Below are 13,082 nucleotides of genomic sequence, written 5' to 3'. Positions count from 1 at the left end.
GTACTAAGTTTCTTTTTCAAGCTGCCACCATTTCAAACTTAATGCCACTTATCGATATTCTGGAAATATTAAAGCTTCAATATTAAAATGGGTTAATAGAGGATTAATAATGTCACGAAACTGTCCAATAGATAAAATTCCAACCTGACTTAGTAAACCAAATACATTAATCTCTTTGACATCTAAGATAAATCGAGAAAGTTTCACCACTTCAAGACAAGCATCTAATCGGTCCTCTGGTACTAGTAATATTGGATATCTACTTAGCATGAGACTATTAATGAAGTCTCCCAAGAGATGTTTATTATTAGGTTGATTTTCAATTTCTATTGCTACTAAGCTTAACGGTCTTTTATTAGTATATCGCCAGAAAAAAGGTAAATTTAATCTTCCATAATTTTCACGAGCAACTTCTTCGACTCCTCCCATTAAGCGTTGAATTAATGAAAAACAACTAAAATAGTAAAAAATATGACTGCCATTTAAGAGAGGATATACCGCTAAAGAATGGTGTTTCTCGTTCCTTCGTAGTTGAACAGAAGGAGCAAGCCCTATATCAACGATCGGGCTATATATCTTATCCTCGGGCACATAGGGACCGATATGCTCGGGTCGATCGTTGTTATAGTATTTACTTACTGATTCAGCTAAGCACTCTAATAATAACTTGGGTTTGGGCTTTATTTTTCGTTTAGGAATCATACTATGAATATTAATAATTTCAGCTTCGCAAAGTTTTGAAACAAGTAGTAGAGTTTTTGCATCATCGTTTTCTTCATCTTGTATATTTAGTTGAAATTCTAGCTCATCTATTGATTCAAACTTAACAGGAGGTACATCTAGTTCTCGGTACTTTCTATTTAAACGATTCCACGAATCACCCTCCTTGACGGTTTGGAAAAAATTTTCAACCATCAATGTTACCTTTTGTGCAAGATCATCTTGAAATAATTTCGTTTTATTCATAACTCCCCCAATTATTATAACAATAACTAGTGTGTTGTTTTATTTAATGAGGACAAAACGAATAAACGATGTTTTCTTAAATAAGAAGGCAGATATGTCTTCTCTTGTTAAAAGAGTCTTACTAACCGATTGAATGCACGATATTAAACGGGTGTAATTTTGCCGGTTGCACACTATGCTTTGAGGAAATAAAATTTAACTCAGGGGCAGAAAATCTTTTCCTAGTACAAATAATATTAACATATATTATTTATCCGTTCTTCTAATTGGTTATAAGATATAATTAATGCACCTTTCGTATTTACTTCAGATTCTTGGGATCGGGTTTAAATTAAGCAGAGTAGAAATGCAAAAAAAATATAAAAAGTCTTGAGAGATAACCTCCCAAGACCTTTAGACCGATGCTTTCGGATCTAGAAATATTTTACTCGGTAAAATTTGGGGTGTCAATACCCTGCCCGTCAACCTGAAATTAGGTACCATGATTTCACATGTGATGAAAAATAAAGTTATTCTAATGAAAAAAAGAGCTCTTCTTTCTTATCTAGTCAGTTGGATTCTTCATGGTTCTTATCTGGTAAGTCTGTCTCGTTATGATATCCAGTATCTTGGATTCATCTAAAATTATCTCTTGTAGCTCATTACCATTTATAAAAAATATATTAAGATTTGTATTCTTCATGTACTCAATTGCTGATCTAGCTGCAGTTGCTGAAATATTTCCCGAGGTGATAAAAAGAATAACATTAGATTTTAATTTTAGGGAAACTCCAACTTCCCGATCTACATGTTCAATTGCAATATCACTTACCTTACACTGAAGTTGATATTTAATATAAGCCATATTTGAAGGGGACTCTGCTATTAAATCAACTTCTGAGTAACCAGTATCAGCGCTTCTTTTCCTCCATCCCATTACACGAAGATTTAACAAACGGCATACATGAAATGCTACTCCCTCAAGTGCAAAGCCACGTTCCTGAATACTCTGGCTAGCGTCTGTAACAACCTCTATAAATTCCGATAAGGGCCGTTTAAAATATTCTGTAATCTCGATCCCCTTAGCTTGCAAGGTCCTTTCAATCTGTGAAGAAAGGCTTTCATCTAGGTTTGGTCCCTTTTTAACTAGATATGGCTTTGCCCCCCTCCCTACCGTTGTTTTAACTATTTCAACAAATCCCTTATCAACCAAAGGAGATAATATTTGTTTCGGTATTTGTTTCCAATCATATTTAACTTCATGCAGTTTTTCAGCGGCCTCCGCGACCGTGTTATGAGGTACATTATCTCGTGCTTCAAAGCTTTTTACATATGTTTGTAAGAAAGCAGCTTGTGCTCTGTTAAGGGTTCTTAAAGCTTCAATTTGTTCAACCCCAACTCCAAGGACTTCTTCAAGCCTGCGAGGGTCATAGCCCCAACTTCTCCCTTCTAAAAAAACACCTGCCTTCTCAAGCCATAATTTTATCGGGTTTAGTTTCTCACCATTATTCCCACCAGCATCATAACCCTTCATAGTCATGACTTCTGCAATAGATGAGGCAGTTATTTTTTCACCCATCTTGTTAAGATCTTCTATACTTTCGATCATAACGATCCCGTGAAGCTCGTTTAAAATATGCTTAGCCAAAGTGTTATAAAAATCCACTTCTGTTGCTGAGCTCTTAATACTTGCACCAATGTCTGTAAGGAATACTGCTTTTCTATTCCCACCCTCTTCTACAATTTCTCTTTCTTCTGCAATTTTATAGTCCCTTAGTGCGATATATGTATTGAGTGCCTTTGTTCTATGTGAACCACCAAAGAAAGTTTCTAACACGTATTCTTTAAACTCATCTGGTGTTGGCTCATTATCCGCAATAAAATCTAGAATAGGCTTGAGTTCAATTTGAGAAGGGCTAAATTGTTTACCAAATGGTAATTTCACTAATTCTTCTGTATTTGACAAGTGTAATCGCCTTCTTTTCCTAGAGAGTCTATAACGATTGAGACCATGAATCGATAAATATATAGGGCTATATCTCAACTTGCAGGTTTTTTTTTATGGTAATTTCATTATTCTCATATTTTAATGATACTGCCACTAGTCTAAGACCCAATTTAACACATTCTTTTAATAATTTAGAATATTCATCAAATCTCTCATCTATCTTTATCATTTCAACAAATGGGCTTAGTGAAACAAAAACATAGTACATCTTACAACCTTGATCAAGCATGATTTTTATTTTATGAAGTTGATTTATCCCCCTTTCTGAGAAAACATTCGGGAAAAGAACATTCTTTCTTTTGGATATAATACCTTTTGCCTCAATGATCAGCCTCTCTCCAGGGTCCTTAGGATTAATTAATACAAGGTCTGCTTTATATCCATTAATCGTCTTTTCTCTATAAACAATATAATTACTCGGGAGTAACAATAATTCATTTAGAGGTCCCGATTGCAATATTGTATTGACTAAGTTTAAATTTAACAGAATAAATTTGTTTTTATGTTTTACAGCAAATAATGAGTATTGTGTTCTACCACCAGTCTTTTGATTCCTGCTTAATAATACCTGCTTTCTTTCCAAGTTTAAATAATTTCCCATTCTAGACGAATTTGGTACATAACACTCAACAACACTGTCTCCAATTCTGACCGTACATATAAATCTATTCTTGCTTTCCTTTACAAAGGTACCTTCAACTAAGGTATCATCAATTAACACTTTTAACTTCCTCTCAAATAGCTAAAGGTAGATCACAGCTAGTGATCTACCTTCTACTTTCTAACTATGATTATATAATATCGGGCCACTCCTCTGCCATATACATCCCTTATATTCCTTCATACTTATCAATGATATGGTGTAAATTGCGCTGTCTCAATCCAATGATCAACTAGCATCGTAAGTGAAATCGTATGTTCTTTTGAGAGAGCCACCCCTATCTCGAACTGGTGCTGCAATCCACGGCGACTAAAGTTGGCTGAACCTAAGTACCCCTTCTCCTCATCTGAGAGTAGTAGCTTAGCATGAAGAACGAGTCCCTGAGCAAGGTTATTGTCCGGATGAAAAATACGGATTCGACCAGGTACGTCTATTTCCCTTAACAAATAATTAAACGCTTTTCGATTTTCCATGTTGTCTGTTTCACCGATTATCCAATCGATTCTTACATCCTCATTATATTTTAGTAGAGTCTCTAGACTTACCGATAAATGCTGCATCCCTGCCACCGAATAATAAGGAGCTATAAAGATAAGCCGCTTTTTAGTTGTTTGTATTAAGTGTAAGATCCAAGAATTTAGATATTGGAAACGTTCTGCAATCCGAATAGGCATTTGAACATTTGAAGACAACAAGGTCCAAAGCAATTTTTCGCTGGACTGTAGGAACTTTTCCGCTGGAATAACCTCAGTAATTTTATAAACTGTTTCTAAGAGTCTTTGTAGTTCGGTGTCTTTTACAATTCGATATGACTGCGGGGTCGAGGTAACAAGCCCTAACTCTCCAAGAATACGAAACAAGCTTTGAATAATGCTATCATGAACATGTGCACGTTTTAATTTCTTCCACTCTTCAAAAGTAAACCCCTCGGCTTTTGTTCCTAGATACCGAAAGATCCCGGCCCACTCTAATAGGTGCCCTCGAAGTTCGTATCGATAGATAAGCTGTAATAAAGCGTCAATGTCCATCACTTCCCCATTTTTTTAGTTGCTCATCTACCAACGGTGAGAAATATCCAATAATCGGCCGATTCAAATCGTAATCGGGATCTACTCCGTCTATTAATAAATTCCGTGTCAAACCGTGGTTAAAATGCGTACAAGAAAACTTTAAGTACATACAAGCATGACATGCTCCAGTATGCTCATGACAAACGGGATCATAGAGGCAGGTGTTTACTTTCTCATAAACTCCTCTTATCCACCGGGATAAATCATTGTCGAACGCGGCTGTTAGGGCCCCCATACCTCCACCTTCTAATTTTGTTACATAGATCGCCGCGGCTAAGGAAGAGGGAAATAAGTACTCTGACAAGCTATCAATATCAAGCCCAAGGATAGCCTTACCTGCTTGGAAAAGTCCATGGGAAAAGGAGTGAAGCAATCGGAATGTCATGACTGTGGCCAATAATGCAGGATCTTCAAGACAATCCTTCGGCTTAAATTGTGCTAGTTCCTCTTGATTAATTATCGAAAATTTACATGCCTTGTAGATTTGAGCATGGGCCGATTGTACAGTTACTTTATTACTCTCTGGTGCGTTTACCCAATTATTTAGTACTAACCAGGCCAAAACTCGCCGACTATCCATTTTAAAGATGACGGCTTCATTTTCATTTTTTAATACAGGAATGATGATTTTATCTCGCTCTTTAACTTTTTGGCGAATCGGATTTAAAATCGCCTTTTGTCTATCAAACGATTTACGCGTATATCCCATTGCCATCATCAATACAGGAAAGTTTTCAACCAATGCAGCAGTTTCTACGCCAAAGTTCTGCAACTCTCGCATCGCGTCTAAGAATGAGGTTTCGCTGATAATATCGTTTAAGCTCTGCGCTTCAACTATGCGATCACTAACCGATATGGCGTCATTCTCTAACCAAGTGTGAATAAATTCATGAAGTGAACGGTCCTTTTTGATCTCCTCGATTGGTGTTTCCCCCCCAAAAAGGGTATCTACTTCTTGGACGACAACATCATCATGGGAATCCAGTGGTATATTTTGCTGTTTTGCCATTTCCATCAGCATTTGCTTTTGAATTTCGCTAGCTCCTGCCAAAAGCTTTAAAAGCTGATTTTCCTTCTTATCAAAATTCGAAGCATACGATTCGCAATTTACCGAAGGAACTTGGAGTAAGGCTCCAATTTGGTAGTAAGCAAAGTAGTCATGTTCTTTTCTCTTTTGAAGGACATCCTGGTTTAGGTTAACAAATGAACGAAGGGCCGGGTAATAAACATCCCCTTCAGACAAGTGAGTTCCGCCCATAAAGGCATTTCGCATAGATTTCGCAATAGGCATTCTACTATTTCTCGAGCCTAAATTACCGATGTGACGCCTTTTCTTATATTGATACCAAGTGGCCGTAGCAAAGCTCCGTGTATCGTACATACGTATACCATCATACTTAGCCTTCCATGTAGTGGCACCAGTATTGGTAGGAACGTTCAGTGGTTGAATATCACCGTTCATATGTACGAGTGCGTAAGGATACTGTCTCAATTTTCCCTTTTGACAAAATTCACAAACCAATCTTGTGTTTTGACGTTGCATCTGCTTTAGATCATAATATGGATGGACATTCCAACATTTTGTGCAATAGAAGACAAGTGGGTATACATCGAAATGTACCTCCTCAATTTCTGCAAAATAGTATAGATGATCTTGTTTAGGATATAGATCTACATTTACATCCTCATTAATTGACCATTTACTAACAAAATCCCTTACATTTTGAAGAAGCAAATCTGTATTCGCCGACAACTCACGTAATGTTAAGTGGTTGACCAGAAACCATGTTCCCTTTTCGGAAAAAACAGTTCCTGGTAAATATTTAAACAGGACCTGGCTTCGTCCCCTCATCATATCTGCCATAGTACACCCCCCCTTAGAACAAATCTGAAACGCCAAGTACGCGCGCTGTTTCTCTTCCACTGTTTAGCGGTATTCCTGCCTCTATATCTCTAAAGCTAGTTATAGGGTTTAGTACATCTTCATCTTTAATTTTTCCCGTGGAATTATTGAGCGTGTTTTCTAGCTCATAGAAATAATTAGTTATGAATCTTTCAGCCTTCTCAATAGCTGTTAAAGGAAAAATGGTACGATCTGGACCGATAATAATTCGATGTAGCTGATCAATAATTTCTGTCTGTATGGCTCCCTTTTTTACATTCTTCTTCGCTATATAGCTGCGATACTCCGGAGCACTAAAAATAGTTTTGTCGTGATGCTGGGAGTGAAGGTTGAACAAGAGTCCAGATAGAATTCCTGGCATTGATCGTTGAATTGCTTTAATTGACATACGGTTAATCGGTACTGGGTCCACCAATCGATCCATGAACACATGATTCTGTATAAAATATTGGAACTGAGATCGCTCTCTTAAGTCATTTGGCCGGAAACTTACAAACACTAGTCCAGCATGATTACGTGCAGACCGGCTGCTTGCCTGGATATATTCCGCTTGCTTAGAAGGCATGCCGGCCATAAAGAAAGCATTTATGCGTTCCAAATCGACACCGTGACTAATTAAGCTGGTTGCAATTAAAGTGTGTAGCTTACTGTGATAATCGGTAACAGAACGCACTACCCCTTCAGATTCTATGCGATCGATAACCTCTACGATTTTATCCATTTCATTTTCGCCTATCAATATCTCATTGTATAGCTCGAAGGCTTGCCCAAGGTCACGGGTTAAATCAGGAGTTATCGTCTCAAGTATACGGCGTCGAATATCATGCGCCATAGTTTTTTGATTTACATAAATCACCGATAAATCATATTGTGCAAGTAACTTCAGAAAACCTGCTTCATCTTTGATGCTTTCAAAATCAAAGGCACTCCAAGCCGTTTCGGCGTTCTGGTAGAGTCGATAAATCTCTTTATGATACAAATATAGCGCTCGCCCTATAACCTCATCTTGAGATTTTGAATGTGTTAACACCCCCATATACAAACGACGGTCTATATGAGGAGTACTGGTTGCGTAAAACGATTCCGCCTTCTTAAAGCCCATAGAGGGATACTTTCGCGGTTTTCTTAGGTACAAATGCTTAATATGGTGCTCGTATGCTTCTATAGTTGCTGTTGCTGCAATAACCTTCGGTAAGTGATAAGGTTTTCGGCCAAAATTTCTAGATAGCTCATTTAAAACGCCTTCATAGTGACCGTTTAATACACCGAGTTCTTCTTTAAGAAGATGTAGCTCGTCTTGAATCAAGAAAGAAGGTACAGGATCATAAAAGGATGCTTTCATCTCTTGAGTCTTCACCCTATCTGCTGTCGCAACGCTTTCCTCACAAGAGTTGTACTCATCTCCCCGACCTACAATACAGTGATCTGAAAAAAAGCCATGCTTACTGCAAATGCCACCAACTTGTCCAAACAAATGGGAAAACTCACGGTACCTACCAAGTATCGCCAATTTATCGACTGTCCCACATAAAACACTGGGAATGAAACGATATACCTCAGAGTCCGTAACGTATACAGGTAATATCCCACGTAAAATTGGGCTATTCACAACAAAGCAGGATTCGTTTGTGCACCGATGTAGAATGCGCCAGCTTTGTTCGTCAAAGTCAAGTGTTGTGGAACCAGAACAACTTGGGCAACGATGGAGGATCATGGCTTTTCGCCTTGTGACCTCTGATGAGAACATGCTCGTTTTTGCTTTTTGATTCACAAAGTTAGGTGTATTCCGTGACCCTGCAAAGAAACCAATTGAAAATGGAGCCCCTTTTCCCTTACATTCGGGGGCTAATTGACGAACCTCTTCAGCGTAAATAATGATCTTCGCTAACCGGTCCAGCTGATTTTTTGATAGCATACGCAAAGGGAAACGAATCCAAGTTGAGCACCCCCGCTTTTTACCGCGAAGTCGATCATAAAACAACCCTGTTACAATCAGCCCTAGATAAGCCTCCGTTTTACCGCCGCCTGTCGGAAACCATAACACATCTGCAAATTGAGCTGATTCTACAATTTCTCCATAATGCGGGTCTGTTTCGGTGATTTCACGGGAGAAGAGGCTTGGCAGTAGCCGCACAATAAAGATGATTTGAAACAAACGCCACGAATTGTATTTTCCATTTCCCGCATTAAGGAATACGCGGTTCATCAGGTTAAATGCATTCATTAGCCGTTTATCGTTCTTGTGAGATAGTACATAAAGTCCTAACTCAAAGGAGCGAATTTCAGCCTCATATTCCTCATATTCCAACTCACATTGTTTTTTTTCGGTTTCGTTTTGTAACGGCTGTTTCTGGTCCCCCATTTGATTAATGTAGCTTTTCCATTCCGCTAAATACTTTCTCATGCTTAAGGAAATTTCCGTTAGCTTTTGAAGTGTTTTATCTGGATCCATCAAATCTTCAAAATATGCTTTCAAGTCCTCCTTGGTTCGGTAAAGGGGCTGGAAATAATCTGGTACCGTTTCCGTTGCGAGAGATATCTGATCACCCTCTATACTTGAAAGCCCCACACAATTTATGCCTTTTACTGAGTAACGCTTATCGTACTTATAATCTCGCGGCGCACCATCAAATTCATATTGCTTGTGAAGATTTGCCTCACATTGGACCTTTATTGCTACATCAAAAAACTCCAACGGATGGCCGGAGGGTTTCTCTTTCAATTCTTTAGATGGCACATACGTTTTATTAACTAACGAAACGACAACTCTGTACATGCGCTCCCCATCCCTATCTAAGTAGGGGCGAGCCTCAACATTAATTTCACCATCCCAAAGAGGGAGTCTTATGTTAGCACTCCTTATCTTTTCTAGGTTTTTTTGAAATTCCGCTTTATTAGTTGGTCTCTTCTCGATTGGAACAGCACCAGTTTTCTCTAAAAACTCCTCCGAGACTGAAAAGATATCCGGCCATGTTGAAATTTGATTAATAGCCTGATGAATATACGGTTGGATATTTATTTCTTGATTCTGCCTTAGATCCTCGATATCAATTGTGAACTCGATCGGCTCAATAACTACAGGCAATGCTTTATACTTCTCAAGCAGCTTTAGCCCCCGGTCTGCTGCTTTTGCTGCTGCAGAATTAGCTTCTACCGTTACCTCTGTTTCTTCTAGCTCGACCGGCTCTAGTGACTCACTTATATTATCTTTACCTTCATCATCCAAACCGCTATCGAAGATCGCTTGATCAAAGCTCTCACCTTCAGCTTCAGACTCCTTTTGAATCAGAGCCTTCCCCGATTCCAAGAAAGAAAGAAAGGCATCCTGCTCCTCGAACTCCGGAAACAGACGGGGGTACAGCTTAAAGGAGGATTGGATCTGAAGCCTAATCTCCCCATTAACTGGGCGTGCTAAAAATTCAAGTCCCAGATTGCAGTTTTTTGCTAAACTTCGATACTGAGGTTGAGGATCCCCAGCGTCATTTTGATTTACTTGGCTAGAAAAAGACTCGTAATCGGGAAAAAGAACACCAGAAAAAAAACGGCGTGTAGGCGCTGAGCCAAGAACGATATCCTCCCCCCTTCCGAGCATGCCATTCTTGAGCACTTTTTGCATGTGTCTTACAAACGTAACCTCATCCCTAGGCTCGATTTTTTTACTCAAGTGTTATCAATCCTTTCTCTATCATGGCATCCACCATATGCTCAGTAATTGGCTTCTCAGCATAGACATAAGGTACAAAATAATCCTGTTCCGTATCAACCGTAAGCACTTCAACTAACTCAATCGAAGCCATGATGTCATCAAGGGGTAACTTAATATCTAGACCTATATCCACCCACTCGGATGCAAAATCTTCAACAGCTTTTGCCGCGGACTCAGAAATGATAGCTCCCAGCACTCTTCCTAGCTTGATATGAATGTTCCATAACCGTCGCATTGCATTATATATCGTGTTCCATTTTTCTAAATAGCTACTTTCACCAATAATTTTCGCGACTGCACGAACGTTATTTGGATTTTTCACAGAGGATACATCGCCATTGATCCAATTCGCAATGGTATAGGTGGTTTCTACATTCCCTCCATGCTCTTGAATTGCCCTTCTTATTTTTTCGTAAGTATGCTTCTTATAAGAATTTGGTTTATGAAACTGACGCCACAGCAGCTCAAGCATATCGCGCCACTCCATAACATTAAACTCTATCCATTTCATGACCATAGTGTTCGAGGATAGCTTTAATATCGTTTCAAACAATTCCCGTCTTTGGTTCTCTTTGAGTAGTACCCATGTGTCACCTGGCTTTACAGCCAAGGCACTGAGGTTAGTTAACGTTTTATCTTTTACAACCTTAATGAGTGCCTCTACAGGAACAAACCATATGACCGGCGAGTCTTGATGGTGTATTTTCCCTGTAATTTTTACACAGGCTGTCCTATCATCGATAATTGTCTCTTCGAACGTAATATCGTTATATTCGCGGATAATATTTGAATCAAGCTCTTCGATGTCCGAATCTTCTTGCTGTCCAAACATACTTAATAACACCTTTTCATCGAATAAGGATTCAATAGATGCTGCTGGCACAGACTCTATTGAATCTGTTAGAGCAATAGGCTTAACCTTGACCTCATGTATATCGATTCTTGGTTTTTTAGCAGTAGTCGGTTGTACAGATGACAGATCTACCTTCGGAATACTTGAAAAACCAGCAATTAGCTCCTGGGTATAGTCAGCATTTTGACTGTATACTTTGTTGATTTGATATCGATATAGATTTTGCTCATGTGCATAGGCTATGCAGGAAACTTTACTTTTAGCGTGAGTGAAGAAGGAACTTAAATACTTCAGCTTCCACGGACTAGTCAAAATAACATGGTCAGGTACGGAGTTTTCATCCATATAGATCTCATTTAATTGGCTCTTTGCCCATTGCTCTTGAGTTACAACACGGATGTTCTCCGTCTCCTTCGCAGTCCACTTCGTTTGCATACGAAGCCATAGCTTTAACTCCTGTGATGCAAAGGAGTTCGCAACGACAATGGTTACCTGTAGATGTTTTTCTAATGGTAGTATCTGAAGTAGTAGTTCACCTTTAGGAGAACTCGGGTGCCTATACATGAGCTCATAAAAAGCCGTGATATCACGAATAAGCTGAGGAAGTAAATGCTCAAACAGCTTTCTATCCTCATCACCACCCGGAAGAACGTTCAGTGAGTTCTTAATTAACTCAATTAACTTTGGTTTTCCATTTAGTTCACGTGCGCGTTCATAGATTTCTAATGGAATTGGCAGGCTTAGCATTTCGTTCATGAAACTCTTAAGCCTCTTAAAAATAGGATGTTGATGACCAGCTTTATTTGTTGTAAGTGATAGGGAATGCTCAATTTCCTCAAAAAGGTCAATAAGAGATGCTACACCCTGAATACAGTATAGATCAAACTTTTCTTTTGGAAGGAGATAAGCTTGGGACGACAATAAACTCCAGGAAGCCGTAATCGGATCTAGCTCCCTTTGCTCCGATAAATAAAAAAACTCTTGAAGGTACTGTATAGTGAAAGCATCCAGTGGAATTTGTAAATCCAAATGACCTTTTATATTTTGATATAGACTTTCATCGTATAAAGGAGCCGTAACAATAACATGCTGTGAAAATTGCTTAGCCCATTCCAACAACTCAGATGCCCGACTACGATGTCGAAAAGGAAGCAAATCAAGTATAATGACCTGAGGTATCATATCTAATTTTTCAGGCAATTGATGACGTACAGCCCGAAACATTGAAATCCATGGAAGTGTGCCATCAGGCTTTGGTTTCAATTTAGGATCGCTAGAGAAAGAAAAGGGTCTAAAACGATTTGCCTTTACTTCATATGTATTGATATAATGCCATAGGTGATTGTTCTGGATACTTGTGCGACCGATATGTGAATACAGTTCTACGTTATCACTTATAATGAGGATTCCGGTTCCTGCAGGAAACTTGGCGTTCAACTCAGGAGAAAGGGACTCCGCAACATGCTGAAGAATAAGATGATACGACAATAATAATGGAAAGCTGTATGAGAACGGTGGAGTAAAAAAAGCAAGGTTGCACTTATGCCTTGTTTTTTTTGACTTCAAAAAAGCTTTTAATGAGAGAGTAAGCATTAAATTATCTAGCTTTGATGTATGTACTTTTGCTGTAAATATTTCTTCGAGATCATCTTCACATTTAAATAATGCTTCAACTAAACAAAAAAGATCATGATTTAACATACCTCTCCCAAAATCTTTGGTTGAGAAGTCATTAACAAACGCACTAAGTCCGGGCAAAGAAATAATACTTTCTTGTTTATTTCCTAAAAGCTCTAATTTTTCCGGTTTAATTGCAGATATTATATGCCTTCTATCTAGTGGTTTGCTCATGTCCAGTACCTCTAACTTAGGTAGTCAATATACTTTTCAAATAATATATTCTCCAAGGTCCTACCAAGTCCTCCCTTCCTATTAC

General features: G+C 38.6%; 7 protein-coding genes. All 7 read right to left on the bottom strand.

The genetic code is table 11. From position 1 onward, the window contains the following. Positions 1 to 48: 48 nt before the first annotated feature. The gene (locus AAFN83_RS12270; RefSeq protein ID WP_347769709.1) at positions 49 to 966 is read right to left on the bottom strand and encodes a hypothetical protein; all 918 of its coding nucleotides are present in this window, start codon (positions 964 to 966) and stop codon (positions 49 to 51) included. Between the two features lie 544 nt (positions 967 to 1,510). Then, complete coding sequence (locus tag AAFN83_RS12265; protein WP_347769707.1) at positions 1,511 to 2,911, bottom strand: restriction endonuclease; 1,401 nt, start codon at positions 2,909 to 2,911, stop codon at positions 1,511 to 1,513. 67 nt (positions 2,912 to 2,978) lie between these two features. Further along, on the bottom strand, positions 2,979 to 3,674 hold the full coding sequence (locus tag AAFN83_RS12260) for a DNA/RNA nuclease SfsA (RefSeq protein WP_347769705.1): 696 nt from the start codon (positions 3,672 to 3,674) through the stop codon (positions 2,979 to 2,981). A 128-nt stretch (positions 3,675 to 3,802) separates the two neighbouring features. After that, positions 3,803 to 4,642, bottom strand: coding sequence for a phospholipase D-like domain-containing protein (locus tag AAFN83_RS12255; RefSeq protein WP_347769703.1), 840 nt, complete (start codon positions 4,640 to 4,642; stop codon positions 3,803 to 3,805). Further along, a complete protein-coding gene (locus AAFN83_RS12250; RefSeq protein WP_347769701.1) occupies positions 4,632 to 6,548 on the bottom strand; it encodes a hypothetical protein in 1,917 nt (638 codons plus the stop codon). The genes AAFN83_RS12255 and AAFN83_RS12250 overlap by 11 nt, the downstream gene beginning before the upstream one ends. A gap of 13 nt (positions 6,549 to 6,561) precedes the next feature. Continuing rightward, complete coding sequence (locus AAFN83_RS12245; RefSeq protein WP_347769699.1) at positions 6,562 to 10,251, bottom strand: helicase-related protein; 3,690 nt, start codon at positions 10,249 to 10,251, stop codon at positions 6,562 to 6,564. Then, positions 10,244 to 12,997 carry a DrmE family protein gene (locus AAFN83_RS12240; RefSeq protein ID WP_347769697.1) on the bottom strand — a complete coding sequence of 918 codons (2,754 nt, stop codon included), beginning with the start codon at positions 12,995 to 12,997 and terminating at the stop codon, positions 10,244 to 10,246. The genes AAFN83_RS12245 and AAFN83_RS12240 overlap by 8 nt, the downstream gene beginning before the upstream one ends. Between the last annotated feature and the right edge of the window lie 85 nt (positions 12,998 to 13,082).

The sequence above is a fragment of the Gorillibacterium sp. CAU 1737 genome, assembly GCF_039888655.1.
GTDB lineage: Bacteria > Bacillota > Bacilli > Paenibacillales > NBRC-103111 > Gorillibacterium.
Note: the sequence above shows the minus strand (reverse complement) of the source record. Positions and strands in the feature narration are given on the sequence as shown.

Coding starts and splice junctions, on each gene's coding strand:
- AAFN83_RS12270 (WP_347769709.1), bottom strand. CDS start 966: ATGAATAAAACGAAATTATTTCAAGATGATCTTGCACAAAAGGTAACA.
- AAFN83_RS12255 (WP_347769703.1), bottom strand. CDS start 4,642: ATGGACATTGACGCTTTATTACAGCTTATCTATCGATACGAACTTCGA.
- AAFN83_RS12250 (WP_347769701.1), bottom strand. CDS start 6,548: ATGGCAGATATGATGAGGGGACGAAGCCAGGTCCTGTTTAAATATTTA.
- AAFN83_RS12240 (WP_347769697.1), bottom strand. CDS start 12,997: ATGAGCAAACCACTAGATAGAAGGCATATAATATCTGCAATTAAACCG.